The following is a 19,087-nucleotide window of genomic DNA, read 5'->3' on the forward strand; positions in this document are numbered from 1 at the left end:
GCGAGCGATGTGGCTTCCTGGGTCCCGGCTCGCGCTCCGCGCGTCCGGGACACGAGATCTGCCCCCCGACTACAGCGTCGGATCCAATCGGTCCCGCAGCCAGTCGCCAATGACCGAGACCGCCAGCGTGGTCACGACGATTGTGGTGGCCGGGGCCAGCATGATCCAGGGCGCCCGGGTCAGATATTCGCGGCCATAGCCGACCATGTTGCCGAGGCTGGTCATCGGCGGCTGCACGCCGAGGCCGAGGAAGGACAGGCCGGACTCCATCAGGATCACCTCCGGGAAGACCAGCGTGGTCGAGACGATCAGGGTCGAGGCGATGTTGGGCAGGATGTGCCGGAGGTAGATCCGCGACGGCGTTGCACCAAGCTGGCGGACGGCGGCGGCATAGCCTTGCGCATTGGCGGAAATCGCAAGGCCGCGCGCGATGCGGGCGTAGCGCTCCCAGCCGAACAGGCCCATCAGGCCGATCAGAAGCGGCAGCGAATTGCCGAAGAAGGCGAGCACCGCCAGCGCCATGATCAGGAAGGGCATGCTGGCCTGGAAGTCGGACAGCATCAGCACGAGTTGCTCCACGGCCCCGCGGAAATGCGCGGCGAGGAAGCCGAGCGTGGTGCCGACGATCGCCGAGATCGTGGTGGCGCCGAATGCGATCAGCAGCGAGATGCGGATCGAGACGAGCAGCCGCGACAGCACGTCCCGGCCGAGCTCGTCGGTGCCCAGCCAATGCGCGGCATTGCCGGGCGCCGAGAGCCGGTTGCGCAGATCGAGCTGGGTGAAGCCGTAAGGCGCGATCTTCTCGGCGAAAGCCGCAATCAGCAGCATCGCGACGATCCAGCTGATCGCGAGCGCGACCGAGACCGGGATTGCGGGAAGGCTGATGCGACGGCGCGCGGTTGTGTCCTTCAACGTGGCGTCGGTCATGCATGGGCTCCCTTGGTGCGCAGGCGCGGATCGAGGAAGCCGTAGAGGAAGTCGACGATCAGGTTGGACGTCACCATGGTCATCGCGACCAGCAGCAGGATGCATTGCACGACGGCGAGGTCGCGGTTGGCAACGGCGACGACGAGCAGGCGCCCTACTCCCGGCCAGGCAAACACGCTCTCGACCACCACGGCGCCCGCGATCAGCGTGCCCACCATGAAGCCGAGAATGGTGATGGTCGGGATCGCCGCGTTCGGCAGCGCGTGCGATGTCACCACCTTGCGCCAAGGCACGCCTTTTGCGGATGCAGTGCGGATATAGGGCTGGCCCAGCACCTCCAGCATTGCGCTGCGGGTGAAGCGCGCCAGCACCGCGGCGCCGCCGAGGCTCAGCGTTGCGATCGGCAGGATGGCGTGGCGCCAACTGTCCTGCCCGCCCGACGGCAGCCAGCCGAGCTGCACGGCGAAGACGAGCACCAGCAGCAGCGCGAGCACGAAGCTCGGGACCGTGAAACCAGCCACCGCCGTCATCATCACGGCGCGGTCGATTCCCGAGCCGCGATGCAGCGCGGCGTAGATGCCGGCGGGAATGCCGAGCGCGACCTTGAAGGCGAAGGCCGGCAAGGTCAGCGCCAGCGTCGCCGGAATCCGCTCCAGCACGAGCTCGATCGCGGGCCGGCCGTCGCGCATGGAGCGGCCGAGCTCGCCTTTGGCGATGGCGCCGAAATAGTCGAGATACTGAAACCAGATGGGATCATCGAGGCCCCAGGCCTTGCGAAACGCCGCGAGCACTTCCGGCGGCGCCTCGGGTCCCAGGATCATCAGCGCGGGATCGCCGGAGAGGCGAAGCACGACGAAGGCGAAGGTGACGACGAGGATGATCGTCAGAGCCGCGCGCCCGATCCGAATGGCGAAATAGCGTCCCATCAGGCAGCGTCCCGTGTCGCGGCGCCGGTGACGAGATGGCAGGCGACCTGCCGGTTACCGCCGACGGCTTCGAGCGCCGGCACCTCGCTCGCACAGCGCGCGATGGCCCGCGGGCAGCGCGGATGGAAGGCACAGCCTTTGGGGCGCGCGGCCGGATTCGGCGGATCGCCTGACAGCACGATACGGCCGGCGCTGCGGCGGCCCGGTGCGGGCGAGGCCGAGACCAGCGCCTGGGTATAGGGATGCTCGGGCCGCGCGAACAGGTCGTCGGCGCTGCCGATCTCGACGATGCGGCCGAGATACATCACGGCAACCACATTGCTGATCTGCCGGACGACACGCAGATCATGGCTGATGAACAGCAGCGTCAGCCCAAGCTGCGCCTGGAGATCGGCGAGCAGGTTCACCACCTGCGCCTGGATCGAGACGTCGAGCGCGCTGACCGGCTCGTCGCAGACCAGGAAATCCGGCTTCGTCGCCAGCGCCCGCGCCAGCACGATGCGCTGGCGCTGTCCGCCGGACAGTGCGCCCGGATAGCGCACGCCGTGCGCCGGCGTCAGCTCGACCGCGCGCAGCAACTCGCGCACCCGCTCGGCGCGCTCGGCGGGCGTGCCGAGACCGTGGATATCCAGGGGCTCGCGGATCTGGGTGGCGACCGGCAGGCGCCGATCCAGCGCACCCAGCGGATCCTGGAAGATCATCTGCATGCGCGCGCGCTGCGCACGCCAGGCGGCCGTTCCCGGCGCGGCCATCGGCTTGCCGTCGAACCGTACCTCGCCGCGATCGGGCGGCTCGAGGCCGAGCACGATGCGGCCGGTCGTGGATTTGCCCGAGCCGGACTCGCCGACGAGACCCAGCGTTTGGCCTCTGGCAATCGTGAGCGACACGCCGTCGACGGCATGCACGGCCGTAGCTCGGCCGAACATTCCGGAGCGCATGCTGTAGCTGCGCGAGATCGTGGACACTTCGACGAGCGGCGCGCTCATTCGGCAGCGATTCCGAGCAGCGCGCGGCGCGAGGCTTCGGCGCGGATACAGGCAACGGTCCGATCGTTCGCGATCGGCGCCAGGCTCGGCGCGGCCAGGCCGCACGGTTCGGCCGCCAGCGCGCAGCGCGGCGCGAAGGCGCATCCATCAGGCATGTGCGCGGGATCGGGCACGGTGCCGGGAATGGCCGTGAGGCGCCGCCGCGGCCCATCGAGCGGCGGCAGCGCACCGATCAACCCTTGCGCATAAGGGTGCACGGGGTCGGCGAACAGCTGGTTGCTCGGTGCCTGCTCGACGATGCGGCCGGCATACATCACCGCGACGCGGTCACAATTCTCAGCGACGACGCCGAGGTCGTGACTGATCAGCACCATCGCCATGCTCATCTCGCGGCGGACCGTGGAGAGCAGCTCCAGGATCTGGGCCTGAATGGTGGCGTCAAGCGCCGTGGTCGGCTCGTCCGCGATCAACAGATCGGGATTTCCGGCCAGCGCCATCGCGATCATGATGCGCTGGACCTGGCCGCCGGAGAATTCATGCGGATAGGCCTCTAACCGCCGGCCTGCGTCGGGAATGCCGACGAGATCGAGCAGCCGCCGCGCTTCCGCCTTCACGGCGTTGCCTTGGAGATCCCGATGCAGCGCCAGCGCTTCACAAAGCTGCCTGCGGATGGTCAGTACCGGGTTGAGCGCACTCGCCGGATCCTGGAAGATCATGGCGATGCGCCCGCCCCGCACGTGATCAAGCTCGGTGGCCGGCGCGCCGAGGATCTCTCGTCCCTCGAGCCGCACCGAGCCTGTGACCTTCGCATGCCGCGGCAAGAGGCCGAGCGCGGCCAGCCATGTCACAGACTTGCCGGAGCCGGACTCGCCGACGAGGCCGAGCGCCTCGCCCTTGTGCAAGTTGATGTCGACGCCGCGCAGGACCGGCACGCCGCTGAAGGCGACGCGCAAGTCCCGGATGCTGACCAGCTGCGGCACCTCAGGCCTCGAAATTGCCGGCGCGAAAATCCATCGCGAAGGCGGGCGCCGCCTTCCACTTGATCGATTTCGGCTTGGCGGTGAAGGTCGCGTTCTGGTGCAGCACCGTGTAGGCGGGATCCTCGCGCTCGGCGATCTCGAGCATGCGGTGGAACGCCTTCCTGCGGGCGGCGCGGTCGGTCGAGGTCTCCAGGAACTCCGAGAGCTTGTTCAGCTCGACATTGGTCCATTCGCCGATCTGCTGCTGCTGGCCGTTCGGACCGTGCTGGGCGACCAGCGAGGACACCGGATCGTTGAAAGCGGCCGAGTTCGACCAGTCGCGCACGGCGCGCGTGGGCGCCCGCTCCATAATCTGCGACCAGTTTTCCTTGGTCTCGATCTGGACGTTGAGGCCGACCGACTTCCACATCTCGACCAGCACCTGCGCGGTCGCGACCTGGTTGGTGTAGTAATTGTTGAGCAGGCGATAGGGGATCGGATCGCCCTTGTAATTGGCCTGCTTCAACAGGTCCTGCGCGAGCTTGGGATCATAGGCCGGCACGTTCCAGTCGGCGTTGAACATGTCGCCGTAGAATTCCCATTGCAGGCCTTTCGGCACGCGGGTGCGGCCGGCCCACAGGCTGTCGACGATGGCCTGGCGGTCGATCGCGTGGGTAAAGGCGCGCCTGACAAGCGGATTGGCGAGCACGGCGTGGTTCTTGTCGAACACGGTCAGGCGGTGATTGAGGATGGTGCCGCCCTGCACTTCGAACGCGGCGTTCTTCTCGATGCCGGCGATCTGGTCCGGCGGGATGTCGCAGGCAAACTGGTATTCGCCCGACAAGAGGCCGTTGATGCGGCTCGCGACCTCAGGCACTTCGAGGAAACGAATGCGCTTGAGCGGCGGACGACCGCCCCAATATTCGTCGTGGGCTTCGAGGGTCAGCGAGACGTCGGGCTTGAGCTCGACGACCTTATAAGGACCGGTCGTCACCGGCCTGCGAGCCCAATCAAGATAGCTGGCGGCCTCTTCCCAGGCGCGGCGGTTCATGATGTCGGAGCCGTAGCGCGACAGCCGGCCCTCGATCGTGACGTCGGGCGTCGCGTTGTAGAAGCGCACCGTGTACTTGTCGACGGCATCGACGCGCACCAGGTCCGGCCAGATCCGGCGAGCAACCGCGGGCACGTCGGGCGGCAGCTCCTTGCCCGGCCGTGGCGTCGGGATCTTCTCGAACGCCTTGATTGTGGACCGGCTCTTGGCCTCGGTCTCGCCGAACATGCGCTCGCGGCTGAAAGTGAAGACGACGTCTTCTGCCGTCAGCTCATCGCCATTGTGGAACTTGACACCCTTGCGCAGCTTCACCTCGACGGTCTGATCGTCGATGCGGCGCCATTCGGTGGCAAGGCCGGGCACGGCTTCGAGATTGCCGCGCCAGTTCTTGGAGATCAGGCCTTCCCAGATCGAGGAGAAGAACACGCGCTCGCCGACGTTGGACTGCTCGCGCAGCACGTCGAGCACGTTCGCGTTGGTCACCTTCTGCACGGCGATCGTCACCGACGGGCGGTTGTCGCCTTGCGCGATGGCAAAGCGCGGCAGCAGCAATGTGCTTGCGGCAGCGCCGCCGGATTTCAGGATGGTGCGACGGGTGAATTTACTCATGGCGGTAACCCCTGCCCTGGATGATGCTGTTATTCGGCGAGCCCGAGCGCAGCGAGATAGGCTGCGCCGGCGCGGACGTCGTCGTGATTGCGGAGTTCGAGGATCAGCCGCGGATTCGACGTGAGCCGGCCAAGGGCGCGGAACACGGCGACCCAGGGGATGTTGCCTTCGCCCGGCGCCCAGTGCCGGTCGGCAAAGCCGTCGGTGTCCTGCAGGTGCACATGCGTCAGCATGTCGCCGGCGGTCTCGACGTAATAGTCCACCGGCGGCGCGCCGGTGGAGATGTGGGCGTAATTGGCGTGGCCGGTGTCGAGCGAGACGCGGACCTTATTGCTCTCGAGCGCCTTGGCGAGGCGCACGCGGTCGCGCGGATCCTTGTCCTCGATGTTCTCGATGACGATCTCGCAGCCGATCGTCTCGGCGCGCGCGATCACCTCGGCGAGTGTCGCCTTGACGCGTTCGACCAGATTGCCGCGGTTGTCGGGATAGAGGTCGAGGTTGTTGTAGTCCCAGGTCGTGAACGGCGAATGGATCACCATCTGCGTCGCGCCGAGGAACTCGGCCGCGTCCAGTCCCTGAAGCAGGCGCTTGGTCACCGCCTGGCGGATCATGGGATCATGGCTGTCGATCTTGAAGCCCCAGAACGGGCCATGAATTCCGAGCCGACCGGTGTGGCCGGTCAGCATCTGCTTGATCTCGCTTGCCGTGCTGCGCCAGTCGCTATCGAGCAGATCGGCGCGGAAAAAATCCTGGATTTCGAGATCGCGCTGCCGTTCGAGAAGCCAGTCGCGATGCGCGGGGATCGATTTGATAGACAATGCGGCGCCCAACACCGGCTTCGACATGGCATGCTCCTTGGCCGTCAGCGATGACGGGAGCAGCGCTAGACCAGTTCAATGACAGGCCCGTGAAATGCAGATTGGGAGGTGCCGATGAGATGTGGACATCCCGTCGGTCGCGCGCTGCAGATCGGCAATCAGCGACCGATGCAGAACGAACACATGGCAAGCGCTATCGTGTCCGTAGTGATCCGGAATGGAATCCTATCCAGCCTTCGCGTACATCGCCGGACATCGATCGGCGGCCACTTCCACGAGCATCATCTCTGATCGCGCAACATGGGTTGGGGGACCACATGGGGCGGGGGATTGAAGGCTGGGGCAAGGTGACGAGGTCCGGACTCCTAGGCACTCCGGACCTTGAAACCTTTCAGATTGAACGCACATCGCGCCGTCCGGCTGATTCAGCCGGGCGGCGCGTTGTCGTTTCAGGCGTCGCATTTCGGTTCGGCTGCTTCTCGCACGCCACCCGGGCCTGCTGATTGACCTGTGTGTTAGACTGCGTCGTCTGATTGGCTTGATTGGTCTACTTGCCGGATTGAGCGCGACGGTTCCTGAGACGCAAAGAAGGCAGATCACACCGGCTTAGATCGCGTCCTTCAGCGTCAGCCGTGCCGTGAACGTCACGCTGGTCTTGCCGACCAGCGCCATGCCTTCGACCTCAGCGCCGCCGGCGGAGTAGTCGCCGGAAAAGCCGCAGGTGACCTCCCGGCCGCCGAATGCTAGCGTCCTGCCGACCGCCTCGGTGTGCTGGTTGACGATCATGTCGCCACGCCACTTGCCGTTCCGGAACGTGTAGCTGCCGGTATAGTAGAAATAGCTGTCGCCGCCCATGATGCGGCCGTCGCAGAGCACGACCACGCCCCTGGCCTGTCCGCGCTTGCCCTCGCGCATCTCGATGTCGAAAATGTAGAGGCCGTTGGTGACCTTGGCCTCCTCACCGGTTTCCGCCCCATCCCCGGCCGACATCAGATCGTCCCTCCCCCAACGCCGCCCCGATCAGTTCGGCACGTTCCGTTCGAGATCCTCGAGCCAAGCGGCCGCACTCGAATCCGACGGCGCGCGCCAGTCGCCGCGCGGCGACAACGAGCCGCCGGCCGAGACCTTCGGTCCATTCGGCATGGCCGAGCGCTTGAACTGGCTGAAGGCGAAGAAGCGGCGCAGGAACACGTCCAGCCAGCGGCGGATCTCGGGCAAGTCGTAGGCCTTGCGCCGGTCGCTCGGGAACGCCGGCGGCCATTCGCCCTTGGCGGCGTCCTTCCACGCCTGGAGCGCCATGAAAGCAATCTTGGACGGCCGCATGCCGAAGCGCAGCGTGTAGAACAGGTTGAAGTCCTGCAGCTCGTAAGGCCCGATGGACGCTTCCGTGCTCTGCGGTTTCTCGCCCGGCTGCACCGGCACGAGCTCGGGCGAGATTTCAGCGGCCAGGATCGAGCCAAGCGTCCGGTTGACGTCGTCGCTGAACTGTCTCGAGGAGATCACCCAGCGGATCAGATGCTGGATCAGCGTCTTCGGCACGCCGGCATTGACGTTGTAATGCGCCATCTGGTCGCCGACGCCATAGGTGCACCACCCCAGCGCGAGCTCGGACAGATCGCCGGTCCCGATGACGATGCCGCCGTGATGGTTGGCGAGCCGGAACAAATAGTCCGTGCGCAGGCCCGCCTGCACGTTCTCGAAGGTGACATCATAGACCTTCTCGCCCTTGCCGAAGGGGTGCCCGATGTCCTTCAGCATCTGGGTTGCGGTGGTCCGGATGTCGAGTTCCTGCCAGCTCGTCTGCAACGCCTGCATCAGCGCGAGCGCATTGGTCTTGCTCTCACTGCCGGTGGCAAAACCCGGCATGGTGTAGGCGAGGATGTTTTCACGCGGCAGGCCGAGCAGGTCGACCGCCTTGGCGGCGACGATCAGAGCATGGGTGGAATCGAGCCCGCCCGAGACGCCGATCACGACGCGCTTGGTGCCGGTCGCGCGCATCCTCTGCACGAGGCCGGCGACCTGGATGTTGTAGGCCTCGTAGCAATCCTGTTCGAGCAGGCTCTCGTCGCTCGGCACGAACGGAAAGCGCTCGACCTTGCGCAGGAAGCCGATATCGGCCGCCGGCGGCTTCAGGGCAAATGTCACCTTGCGGAAAAACGCCTCGCGCTGCCGACGGTTGTCGTCGAATGTTCCCATCAGCGCACGCTCCTGCCTGAGCAGGTCGAGATCGACGTCGGCCAACGTGATCTGGCCGCCCTGCCGGAACCGCTCGCCCTCGGCCAGCATCACGCCGTTCTCGTAGATCGAGGTCTGGCCGTCCCAGGCGAGATCGGTGGTGGATTCCCCTGCCCCGGCGGCGGAATAGACGTAGGCCGCGAGGCAGCGCGCCGATGTCGATTGGCACAGCAGCGCGCGCGAGCGCGCCCGGCCGACCGTGATCGGACTGCCCGAAAGATTGATCAGCACGCTCGCGCCCGCGAGTGCGAGCTCGGAGGCCGGCGTCACCGGGATCCACATGTCCTCGCAGATCTCGACGCCGATGGTGAGGCCCGGAACGTCCTCGGCCGCGAACAGAAGATCCACGCCGAACGGCGCGTGCAGGTCGACGAAGGCGATCGTCTCGCCGGCGATGCCGGCGCCGGAGGCGAAATGCCGTCCCTCGTAGAACTCGCGATAGGTCGGCAGGTAAGACTTCGGCACCACGCCGAGGACGTTGCCGCGATGAATGACGACGGCGCAGTTGTAGATGCGATGACCAAAGCGCAGCGGCGCCCCGACGATCAGGACCGTCATCAGCCCCGCGGAGGCCTCAACGATCGCGGCGAGGCCGCGCTCGACCGCATCGAGCAGCGGATCCTGCTTCACCAGATCTTCGATCGCATAACCGGACAGGCACAGCTCGGGAAACACGGCCACCGCCACCGACTGCTCGTGGCAGGCATCGGCCGCCGCCAGGACGGCCTTCGCGTTGGCCGTGGGATCGGCGACATGGGACGTGGTGACACAGGCCGCCACGCGCGCAAATCCGTGAGCGTAGATCGAGTGGAAAGTCATCGAGCGCAGTTTCCTCAAAATCTCTTCGCTGCCGAAGCCGTCAGCTCCGGACCATATGTAGCCCATCGAGCGGGGCCCGTGCGAGCCATCCGCCGTCATGCATAACGGATTTGCAAAGCGGCCTGCCCAAGGTGACGAGCTCAGGCGCTGCGGGCCAGCACGCCGGGCAGATCGCCGCGCAGCCACCCGGCGATCCGGGGCCAGGCATGCGCGTGGGTGCGCGCGCCCATGAACAGGCCGAGATGATTGCTCGGCTCGGAAGCCGCCGCAATGAAGGCCGGCGGCGTGCCGACGAGCCCGGCGGTGGCAAGCGCTTGCGTCGCCGGCACCACATCGTCATCGAGCCCGGCGAGCAGGAAGATCGGTGCCTTGACGTCCTTCAGATGAACAGGGCGGCCGAGCGCGACGAACTTGTCGCGAGCAATCAGGTTCTCCCGGAAAATCCCATTGACGATCCCGAGATAATAAGTGCCCGGCAGATTGAGCGTCTCGGCGTTCCAGCGGTCGAAGCGCGCGAGCAGCGCCGTGCCCTGATCGTCCGAGAGATCCCTCTGCAATGCCGCCACGATATCGTCGTTATCAGGCGCTTTGGACCAGAAGCGCAGCATCTCCTCGCCGCTGACATTGCCGCCGCCCCGCGCGACGAGCTGGTCATAGACCAGCTCGGGTGCGTTGCGGGCGAGCCGGGAGAGCGAGGAATCGATCGACAGGTCCACGGGAGCGCCGACCAGGACCAGCCGCCGCACCTTGGCTGGAAAACGCGCCGCGTAGAGCAGCGACAGCCATCCGCCCTGGCAGAGCCCGACGAGATCGACCGGCGCGCCGATCTCGTCGATGGCGACGTTGAGATCGCCGAGATAACTGTCGATGGAGAGATAGCGCATGTCTGATGTCGCCGACCGCCAGTCGGTGAGATAGACCCGGTCGATGCCGCCATTTTGCAACGACTGCACCACGCTGTGGCCCGGCGCGAAATCGGCGATCAGGGCCCGATGCAGCGCATAGGGGGCGCAAACCAGCACCGGCTGGCCGGACCGCATCTGCGAGCAATCGCGCAGCTGCATCGTTGCGAGCTCCAATGCGACGCTGTTGGGTGTCGTCCATGGCAGGCTGCCGTCACGCTGCTCCGCGGGTTCGCGCTCCAGCCACCAGAAGCAGGCATCCATGGCAAGCTGCGCCGCCGCAAACGGCCACAGCCGCGGATCATCAGGAGCATGCCCTGGTCCGCGTGTCTGTTTGGCGGTCTTTTCCACCATGGCTACCTCGATGTCCTCACAGGAACGCCTCGAGGCTGACGACAGCGATGCCGAGGTCCCGAAAGCTTTGATGGGTCGCCGCAACCGAGCCGTCGAGATCGATACCCCGGCAGGCATCCTCGATGACGGCCACCTCCAACCCTGCCTTACGCGCATCCTCCGCCGAGAAGCGGACGCAGAAGTCCAGCGCCAGACCCGCGACAAAGACAGTCTTCAGCTCGCGTTCGCGCAAATAACCAAGCAGTCCGGTCGGCGTGCGATGGTCGTTCTCGAACAGCGCCGAGTAGGAATCGATGTCACGGCGAAAGCCTTTGCGCACCACGAGGCTCGCCCGTGTCACGTCGAGATCGCAATGAAATTCAGCACCCGCCGTGCCTTGCACGCAATGCGTCGGCCACAGCACCTGCCGGCCGTAGTCGAGCTCAATCATCTGGAACGGCTGCTTGCCCGCATGGTTCGGCGCGAACGAGACGTGGTCGCGCGGATGCCAGTCCTGGGTCAGGACCACATTGGCGAATTTTTGGGCGATCCTGTTGATGGCGGGGACGACCTTCTCGCCACTGGGAACGGCGAGCGCGCCGCCGGTACAGAAGTCGTTCTGTACGTCGATCACCAGCAGCACGTCGTGGTCGGAAATCTTCATCGCAAGGTCCCGTTCGATCCGCCCGGCGTCAAGCGCCGGACGCTCCCTCCCAATGTCGATCTTCCAGCGCGGCTTCGCAACCACCGACCGCGTGCGGCGACACCGCGCTGATGGCCAAGGATTGTCCAGAATGCAACGGTTTGACCTCGTCCGTGTTGACTAGCAACAATCAAGCGAGGATTCTCAGGCCGTCCGCGTGCTTGCGGATCGGATCAGGAAGGGAGGCGAAGGTTCCCGAAGGCCGGCAAGGCCGCGGAAGCCGCAGGGCCATGGGCATCGGCAAGACAGGAAAAATTCTTCTCGCCGATATCGGCGGCACCAATGCGCGCTTCGCGCTGAGCAAGGCCGAATCCAGCGATGGCGACCAGACCGGGCCGATCGACTATGTGAAGGTCGCCGACTTCCCGACCGTCCGCGAAGCCATCGCGGACCTCCTGGCGCGCCGGTCGGGCGGCGAGCAGCCCCAAAGAGCAGTGCTGGCGGTGGCGGGTCCCGTCACCAACAATCGCTGCGTCATGACCAATAGCCCCTGGGTCATCGACGGCAACGAGCTGCAGCCCGCGCTCGGCTTCGACAGCGTCCATGTGCTGAACGACTTCGAGGTGGTGGCCTGGTCCCTGCCCGCCTTGCAGCCTGCCGACCTGGTCCCGCTCGGCGGAGGCGGCGGCTTGCCCGGAGAGCCGTTGCTGGTGGTCGGGCCAGGAACCGGTTTTGGTGTCTCCTGCCTGATTGAACGCCATGGTTCGCGACTGGCCGTCGTCACTGAGGCCGGACACGCGACGCTGCCGGCAGAGAACGAGCGCGAGGAACGCGTGATTGCGTGCTTGCGCCGGCGCCTCGGCCATGTCTCCATCGAGCGCGGCGCGCTCTCGGGTTCCGGGCTGCAGAACCTCTACGAAGCACTGGCTGAGATCGATGGCGTTCAGGTGCCGCATCGCGATGCGGCCGCCATCACCAAGGCCGCACTGGAGGGAAGTTGTCCCGTCAGCCGCACGACGCTGGAGATGTTTTGCGCCATCCTTGGCTCGGTCGCCGGCAATCTCGCGGTGACCTTCGGCGCCCGCGGCGGCGTTTATATCGCCGGCGGAATCGTGCCGCGCTTTCGCGAGTTCCTCGCAGCCTCCGCGTTCCGGGCACGCTTTGAAGCAAAGGGACGGTTCCAGGACTATCTGCGCAACATCCCGACCCGGCTCGTGATCAAGCCTGATGCGAGCTTCGTCGGCCTGAAGATGTTTGCCGACCACACTGCGGATTGACGGACGGTCGCTTCCTGCTGCTCGCGGGCGCCAGTAATTCACAGCAGATTACTGCGCACGCCCGGTCCCGGGGAGGAACGTGCTTGCGTACATGTTTCAGATGAGAAACAATCTCATCGTGTGTGGCGTAGTTGCGGGGGCGTGACATGCGTAAGCAGGATTTTGGTTTCGACTATCACCGCTATCACCGCCTGCTGCGCGAGGCCGACAGCGAAGACAAGCGGTTGGCCCTGATCGAACTCCTGATCGAGGAAAAGGCCCGTGACCGGCTGGCTGCCCAGCGCGCGTCGGATCGAGCGGCGATGACGGCTCATACCATTGCCACGGTGCTGAGGAACGGTCGCAACTGACGCGATTGAATTCACCCTCCGGCCATGCGCCCCAGCGATGATTGCTCAGCTTTGAATTTTGGCTGACGGCTCCGGAAACATCGAATCGATCATCGCCTTGAGCTGATCTATCGCGATCGGCTTGCGCAGAATCGGCCTGCGCCGGAGCAAGGACGGCAGCAGTTCCGGACCGTAGCCTGTGGCGAACAGAAACGGTTTTCCGCGGCGCTCGATCAGGTCGGCGACCGGATCGACGTAGACGCCCATCAAATTGATGTCGAGGATGGCCAGATCGTATTGCGCGGTCATGGCAAAGGCGCTGGCGTCGCGCACATTGTCCGCTTCCGCGACGACGTGGTGTCCGAGTTCCTCCACCATGTCGGCGATCATCATCCGGATCAACGCCTCGTCTTCGACCAGGAAAACGGAGAGTCCGTCCGCCATATCAACCCCGCAGTCAGTCTCGCGAAGCTAACCATAACCGAATTGCGGAGAGGATTCACGAATTCGTGGCGGGCGCCGTCCACTCAGACCCGCCCGAACCGATCTAACTTGATCAATCCAATCCGCGCTCGTGGCTGAGGCGCACCATCTCCTGAATGAAGACCTGCTTCTGCTTGTCGTCGAGGCTCGAATAAAGCGGCTCGGCGGCGTCGGCGACGTTGCGCTGGTCGGCGGCACGATCAATCAGGAACTGGGCCTCGTTGCGCATCTGCTCGACGATGTCGTCGGGCGGATCCCGCTTGGCGCGCGCAACCCGCAGGTTGAGCCGCTCTGCACCATTATGCCCGAGGTAGTGCATCGCGCTCGAGAAGCCGTACCAGTGCTTCTCCTGATCCGGCGTGAGGTTCAGCTCGGTCTTGATCCGCTCGATGTAGGAATCGCTGTTGGCGACGATCTGCTCGGCGGTCAGCTGCGGCGTGCCGGTCTGGGTGAGAACCGTGACGTCCTTATTGTCCTTATTACCCTTGTTGTCCTGCGGCGCGTTCTTCGCCTCCTTACCCGCCTTGGCGCCCTTGCCCGCCTTGGCGCTCTTGGCATCCTTGTCCTTGGCCGCGCCCTGCTGCTTGGCGTCCTTGCTGGAGTCCTTGGCGGCCGGCGCCGGATTGCCGCCGTTGTTGTTGCCGACACCGAGCACGCCGGTGAAGACGCCGACCACGCCGCCGATCGCACCGCCGAGCACGCCACCGACCGGACCCGCCGCCTTGTTCCCGGCCGCCGCGCCTTCCTGAACACCTTTGACCAAACCTTGAGCATTCGCCACCGCGGCGGCACCGAGCAACAGCGCAAGCACGGACCCCAGCGCGAAGCATCGCCGCAGGTAAAGCCGCGCTGGCGGCGCCGTATTGATCATTCTCGTCTCCATCGTCGACCTGACTGGCCTATCGGGCGGGCGTCACCCGCAACTGCAACTCTATCGTTTCCGCCGCTTCGAGGTCCAGACGCGGCCGATTGCTGTCCACGCCCGAAAAGTCTTTCACGCGAAGCGGTTATGCAGGCTTATTCGAAACTGCGGCGTAAATGCGCACGGATCGTTCCAGACGGTTCGGCGCGAAGTGTGCGTCGCAAAAACAACGAGCGCCCTGCACCTGCGACGCGTCGCCTCGACACGCGTCGCGACGTTTCCGGACACAACGTTAGTTTTAGACGCAGAGCCATTCGGCTTTCTCGACAGACGCGATCAATCATGATCTGATCGCGCTACCAATTTGCTGCGGCATGCGTGATTTGCCCACGCGGGCCGACGGCACCAATAAGAAAATCGAGCAACAAGAACGCAATAAAGAAAGTCTCTCAGAGGAAACTCCAACAACAACACCCAAGCGAGGAAACGAGATGTCACGCAAGACACTGACGCGACGTCAATTTGTGGCTGCCACTGCAATGTCCTCCGCGGCGCTGATCACAGCGCCCTATGTCCGAGGCGCTTACGCCGCCGGCAAGCTCTCGATCGGCTTCTGGGACCATTGGGTGCCGGGCGCCAACGATGCCTCCCGCGCTCTCGTCAATGAATGGGCCGAGAAGGAGAAGGTCGAAGTCTCGATCGATTACATCACCAGCAACAACAACAAGATCCAGCTTACCGTCGCAGCGGAAGCCCAAGCGAAATCGGGCCACGATATCCTGCAGATGCCGACATGGTGGCCGCATGCCTACGCCGAAAATCTCGAGCCACTCAATGATATCATGGAGCCGCTGATCAAGCAGAATGGCGAGGTGAACGGCACCGTCAAATATCTCGGCCAGGCGGGCGGCAAATGGCTTGCCATCCCCGCAACTCCGGGCAGCCAGATCAAGGGACCCTGCTCCCGCATCGATTTGATGAAGAAGCACGCAGGCATCGACGTCCAGGAGATGTACCCGGCCGGAGCGCAGCCAAAGGCGGATGGTTGGACGATGGATACGTTCCTGAAGGCGGCTGAAGCCTGCCAGAAGGGCGGCTTCCCGTTCGGCATCGGCCTCGGCGAAACCACAGACAGCGTGGACACGGCCGGTGCAATCTTCCAGTCGTTCGGCGCGGAGCTCGTCAACGCCAAGGGCGACGTCACAGTGAAGACCGACGCCGTTCGCCAAGCTCTCGAATACTACAAGAAGCTGATTGCTTTCCTGCCGCCTGACGCTCCGTCCTGGGACGACGCCTCGAACAACAAGTGGCTGATCTCGGGCCGTGGCGCGCTCATCCTGAATCCGCCGAGCGCGTGGGCCGTCGCCAAGCGCGATGCACCGCAGGTCGCCGAACAATGCTGGACACACGGCTTCCCGGCTGGCCCAAAGGGCCGCTTCGCACCCTACCTGCCGTACTTCTGGGGCCTCTGGAGCTTCAGCAAGAACAAGGAGGCAGCAAAGAGCCTGCTCGTTCACTTGTCCGCGCCATCGTCGATCGCAAAGTTCGTCGCAGCGAGCGGCGGCTACGATCTGCCGGCCTACGCCAACATGACGACGCTGAAGACCTGGGCGGAGGAAGGCCCACCGAAGGGGACGCTCTACCACTATCCGAACCCCTACAATCATCAGACGCTATCGATTGCGGCGTCTCCGGCGCCGCCCAAGGTCGCGCAGCAGATCTACTTCCAGGCGACGCTGACCAAGATGGCGCTCCGCTACGCCCAGGGCGAGAAGATGGAGGCGACGCTCGCCTGGGCCGAGGGCGAGTGCGAAGGCTTCATGCGAAGCTAGCCGGGTTTCCGCCGGTCGGTTCACTCGATCACGCGTGAACCACCCGGCACCCGCACCTCATCCGCGTATCGCAGGAGCCGACCGAACAGGCCGGCTTCGCCACTCGACATCTCTAAGGAAAGCCTACGCCATGGCCGACGCCGTCGTTGAGCAAGGTCGCCCAATTGGGGCGGCGGGCACACGCAAGCGGACAAGCCTGCGCAATGTCCTCGGACGAAAATCAACTGTTGCGTTTCTGCTGACGCTGCCGCTGATCATCCTGATTGCGCTGCTCGTGCTCTATCCCGCCGTCTACTCCATCCATCTCGCCACGTTGAACAAGTCGATGCAGAAATTCGTCGGCTTCGGAAACTTCACCTTCCTGTTCAAGCGCGACACGTTCTGGATGGTGGTGAAGCAATCCTGCATCTTCGCGATCACCGCCGTGTTCTTCAAGGCGCTGATGGGCTTCATCGTCGCGCATTTCGTGCACAACATTCCGGCCAAGGGCCAGCGCAAATGGCGCGGCATGCTGCTGGTGCCCTGGGTGATCCCACCGGCGATGAGCACGCTGGCCTGGCTGTGGCTGTTCGATCCGTCCTACAGCGCCTTCAATTACACGCTTTCTTTCTTTCACATCGGACCGATCAACTGGCTCGGCGACAACCTGTGGGCTCGCTTTTCGGTCATTCTCGTCAATGTCTGGTATGGCGCGCCGTTTTTCATGATCATGTACCTGGCCGCGCTGAAATCCGTGCCGGACCAGCTCTATGAAGCTGCGGCGATCGACGGCGCCAACTGGTGGCAGAAGATCTGGTTCATCACACTGCCGATGATGCGTAACATCATCGCCATTACCACGCTGTTCTCGCTCATCGTCACCTTCGCCAATTTCGATATCGTCCGGATCCTGACGTCGGGCGGTCCACTGGACCAGACGCACATCTTTGCAACGTGGGCCTTCAAGGTCGGCATCGAGGGCAGCGACATTCCGCTTGGCGCCAGCGTCTCGCTGTTCATGGTGCCAATCCTCGCCGTCGCGGCGATCTTCATCCTTCGGGATGTCAGCAAACGCGGGAACGAAGCCTGATGAGCACGCTCACGATCGACAAGGCCGGGCCGACGCGCAAGGTCAAGTATGGCAGCATGAGCCGCGACCGCGCCTGGGCGCTGCGCTGGTCCTACTTCTTCCTCGTGCTATTTGCCCTCTTCTCACTGACGCCGCCGCTTTACATGCTGATCACCTCGCTCAAGAGCAGCGCGGAGATCTCGGCCGCCACCAACCCGTGGTGGGTGTTCCACCCCACTCTGTCGAACTACGTCGAACTTTTGACCTCGAACCAGTTTCTGCGGTTCTTCTGGAACTCGGCGATCGTGTCGATCGTGGTCGTGATCATCACCATGCTGATCAGCATCCCGGCGGCGTTCGCGCTGGCGCGGATGAAGTTCTGGGGATCGGCGACGCTCGCGACCGGCGTGTTCCTGACCTATCTCATTCCGGACAGTTTGCTGTTCATTCCGCTGTTCAAGATGCTGGCAGTGGTCCAGGACCTGACCGGCATCACGCTGCTCAACAGATGGTACGTCCTGCTGTTCATCTATCCGACGCTGACGGTGCCGTTCTGCACCTGGATCATGATCGGCTATTTCGCCTCGATCCCGAAGGAGCTGGATGAGGCGGCGCTCATCGACGGCGCCTCCTGGCTGCAGACCCTGACGCGGATCTTCATCCCCGTCGCGCTGCCCGGGTTGATTGCCGCGACCATCTTCGCCTTCACGGTATCCTGGGCGCAGTTCCTCTATCCCCTGGTGTTCACGACCTCCATCGACCAGCTCGTGCTGCCGGTCGGCATCACCACCACCCTGATCAAGGGCGACGTCTTCAACTGGGGGCAGATCATGACCGGCGCGCTGCTCGGCGCCGCGCCGCCGTTGATCATCTACGCATTCCTGATGGACTACTACATTGCCGGCCTGACCGCCGGCGCGACAAAGGGTTGATGACTCATGGCTGACGTTGCTTTGCGGAAGGTAGTCAAGCGTTACGATGATGTCGAAGCCGTGCGCGGCATCGACCTCGACATCGCCGACCATGAGTTCATCGTGCTGGTCGGCCCCTCCGGCTGCGGCAAGTCGACGACGCTGCGCATGATCGCAGGCCTCGAGGACATCAGCGACGGCGACATCATGATCGGCGGCGACATCGTCAACGACGTGCCGCCGAAGGATCGCGACATCGCGATGGTGTTCCAAAACTACGCGCTCTACCCGCACATGACGGTCGCCGAGAACATGTCGTTCGGGCTGCGCCTGAAGCACTATCCCAAGGCCGAGATCAAGGCCCGGGTGACGGAAGCCGCCCGCCTCCTCGACATCACCGACCTGATCGACCGCAAGCCGAAGCAGCTCTCCGGCGGCCAGCGCCAGCGCGTCGCGATGGGCCGGGCCATCGTGCGCAATCCGAAGGTGTTCCTGTTCGACGAACCGCTGTCCAATCTCGACGCGAAACTCCGCGTGCAGATGCGGATCGAGATCAAGAAGGTGCACCAGAAGGTGCGCACCACCACCGTCTATGTCACCCACGACCAGGTCGAGGCGATGACGCTGGCCGACCGCGTCGTGGTGATGAACAAGGGCCGCATCGAGCAGATCGGCACGCCGAACGAACTTTACCACAAGCCTGCGACGCGCTTCGTCGCGGGCTTCATCGGCTCGCCGGCGATGAACTTCATCCCGTGCCGGCTCGAGGACGTCGGCGGCACGCTCCAGATCCGCCTTACCGACCGCATCGCTTTCCCGCTGCCGCCGGCCCGCGCCGCACGTTACAACGCGCTGCCGCGCACCGAGAAGCTGCTGCTCGGCCTCCGGCCCGAGCATCTCACCGAGTCGCACGCGCATTTCGGGCCGGGCGTCGAGACGTTCGAGACCGTGCTCGACGTCACCGAGCCGATGGGAATGGAGACGCTGGTCTATTTCGGGCTCGATGGCACGCCGGTCTGCGGCCGCGTTGACCCCAATGCCGGCGCCAAGGACGGGGCACCCATGCGCCTGGCGATGGACCTCAACAACATGCACCTGCTAAATGAAGAGACCGGCGTCGTGTTGTGACGCCGCGAT

The 19,087-nt window shown here is 64.5% G+C and carries 19 protein-coding genes; 7 read left to right on the forward strand and 12 right to left on the reverse strand.

What is annotated here, in order from left to right; translation table 11 throughout:
- Positions 1 to 69: 69 nt before the first annotated feature.
- From CVM73_RS03100 to pncA, 10 genes are all read right to left on the reverse strand, one after another.
- Positions 70 to 927: an ABC transporter permease gene (locus CVM73_RS03100; protein ID WP_100230543.1), complete on the reverse strand. Its 858-nt coding sequence runs from the start codon at positions 925 to 927 to the stop codon at positions 70 to 72.
- Complete coding sequence (locus tag CVM73_RS03105) at positions 924 to 1,853, reverse strand: ABC transporter permease (RefSeq protein WP_167406593.1); 930 nt, start codon at positions 1,851 to 1,853, stop codon at positions 924 to 926. The genes CVM73_RS03100 and CVM73_RS03105 overlap by 4 nt, the downstream gene beginning before the upstream one ends.
- The gene (locus CVM73_RS03110; RefSeq protein WP_100230545.1) at positions 1,853 to 2,839 is read right to left on the reverse strand and encodes an ABC transporter ATP-binding protein; all 987 of its coding nucleotides are present in this window, start codon (positions 2,837 to 2,839) and stop codon (positions 1,853 to 1,855) included. Before CVM73_RS03110 ends, CVM73_RS03105 begins: the two co-directional genes overlap by 1 nt.
- A complete protein-coding gene (locus CVM73_RS03115) occupies positions 2,836 to 3,819 on the reverse strand; it encodes an ABC transporter ATP-binding protein (protein WP_100230546.1) in 984 nt (327 codons plus the stop codon). Before CVM73_RS03115 ends, CVM73_RS03110 begins: the two co-directional genes overlap by 4 nt.
- 1 nt (position 3,820) lies before the next feature.
- A complete protein-coding gene (locus tag CVM73_RS03120; RefSeq protein WP_100230547.1) occupies positions 3,821 to 5,458 on the reverse strand; it encodes an ABC transporter substrate-binding protein in 1,638 nt (545 codons plus the stop codon).
- 29 nt (positions 5,459 to 5,487) lie between these two features.
- Positions 5,488 to 6,303, reverse strand: coding sequence for a sugar phosphate isomerase/epimerase family protein (locus CVM73_RS03125; protein ID WP_100230548.1), 816 nt, complete (start codon positions 6,301 to 6,303; stop codon positions 5,488 to 5,490).
- A gap of 579 nt (positions 6,304 to 6,882) precedes the next feature.
- Positions 6,883 to 7,266 carry a GrlR family regulatory protein gene (locus tag CVM73_RS03130; protein WP_100230549.1) on the reverse strand — a complete coding sequence of 128 codons (384 nt, stop codon included), beginning with the start codon at positions 7,264 to 7,266 and terminating at the stop codon, positions 6,883 to 6,885.
- 30 nt (positions 7,267 to 7,296) lie between these two features.
- Complete coding sequence (locus CVM73_RS03135; protein WP_100230792.1) at positions 7,297 to 9,330, reverse strand: NAD(+) synthase; 2,034 nt, start codon at positions 9,328 to 9,330, stop codon at positions 7,297 to 7,299.
- 140 nt (positions 9,331 to 9,470) lie between these two features.
- A complete protein-coding gene (locus CVM73_RS03140; protein WP_100230550.1) occupies positions 9,471 to 10,586 on the reverse strand; it encodes an alpha/beta fold hydrolase in 1,116 nt (371 codons plus the stop codon).
- A 16-nt stretch (positions 10,587 to 10,602) separates the two neighbouring features.
- Positions 10,603 to 11,229: a bifunctional nicotinamidase/pyrazinamidase gene (pncA, locus tag CVM73_RS03145; protein ID WP_167406594.1), complete on the reverse strand. Its 627-nt coding sequence runs from the start codon at positions 11,227 to 11,229 to the stop codon at positions 10,603 to 10,605.
- A gap of 269 nt (positions 11,230 to 11,498) precedes the next feature.
- Between pncA and glk the strand changes: the two genes are divergently transcribed.
- Together glk and CVM73_RS03155 are read left to right on the forward strand one after the other, a co-directional pair.
- Positions 11,499 to 12,485, forward strand: a complete 987-nt coding sequence (glk, locus tag CVM73_RS03150) for a glucokinase (protein WP_100230551.1) — start codon at positions 11,499 to 11,501, stop codon at positions 12,483 to 12,485.
- 146 nt (positions 12,486 to 12,631) lie between these two features.
- A complete protein-coding gene (locus CVM73_RS03155) occupies positions 12,632 to 12,835 on the forward strand; it encodes a hypothetical protein (protein WP_100230552.1) in 204 nt (67 codons plus the stop codon).
- Between the two features lie 45 nt (positions 12,836 to 12,880).
- On the opposite strand, the gene CVM73_RS03160 is transcribed toward CVM73_RS03155, so the two are convergent.
- Together CVM73_RS03160 and CVM73_RS03165 are read right to left on the reverse strand one after the other, a co-directional pair.
- Complete coding sequence (locus CVM73_RS03160; protein WP_100230553.1) at positions 12,881 to 13,258, reverse strand: response regulator; 378 nt, start codon at positions 13,256 to 13,258, stop codon at positions 12,881 to 12,883.
- A 112-nt stretch (positions 13,259 to 13,370) separates the two neighbouring features.
- Positions 13,371 to 14,168, reverse strand: coding sequence for a Spy/CpxP family protein refolding chaperone (locus tag CVM73_RS03165; protein WP_100230554.1), 798 nt, complete (start codon positions 14,166 to 14,168; stop codon positions 13,371 to 13,373).
- On the opposite strand from CVM73_RS03165, the gene CVM73_RS39055 reads away from it, so the two are divergent.
- From CVM73_RS39055 to CVM73_RS03185, 5 genes are all read left to right on the forward strand, one after another.
- A complete protein-coding gene (locus CVM73_RS39055; RefSeq protein WP_146006560.1) occupies positions 14,161 to 14,505 on the forward strand; it encodes a hypothetical protein in 345 nt (114 codons plus the stop codon). The two genes, CVM73_RS03165 and CVM73_RS39055, sit on opposite strands and share 8 nt — an antisense overlap.
- Before the next feature lie 145 nt (positions 14,506 to 14,650).
- Positions 14,651 to 15,991, forward strand: coding sequence for an ABC transporter substrate-binding protein (locus tag CVM73_RS03170; protein WP_100230555.1), 1,341 nt, complete (start codon positions 14,651 to 14,653; stop codon positions 15,989 to 15,991).
- Between the two features lie 130 nt (positions 15,992 to 16,121).
- Positions 16,122 to 17,060, forward strand: a complete 939-nt coding sequence (locus CVM73_RS03175; protein WP_100230556.1) for a carbohydrate ABC transporter permease — start codon at positions 16,122 to 16,124, stop codon at positions 17,058 to 17,060.
- A complete protein-coding gene (locus CVM73_RS03180; protein ID WP_100230557.1) occupies positions 17,060 to 17,971 on the forward strand; it encodes a carbohydrate ABC transporter permease in 912 nt (303 codons plus the stop codon). Before CVM73_RS03175 ends, CVM73_RS03180 begins: the two co-directional genes overlap by 1 nt.
- Before the next feature lie 6 nt (positions 17,972 to 17,977).
- Positions 17,978 to 19,078: an ABC transporter ATP-binding protein gene (locus CVM73_RS03185; RefSeq protein ID WP_100230558.1), complete on the forward strand. Its 1,101-nt coding sequence runs from the start codon at positions 17,978 to 17,980 to the stop codon at positions 19,076 to 19,078.
- Positions 19,079 to 19,087: the final 9 nt, after the last annotated feature.

Origin of the sequence: Bradyrhizobium forestalis, assembly GCF_002795245.1 — a bacterium.
Lineage (GTDB): Bacteria > Pseudomonadota > Alphaproteobacteria > Rhizobiales > Xanthobacteraceae > Bradyrhizobium > Bradyrhizobium forestalis.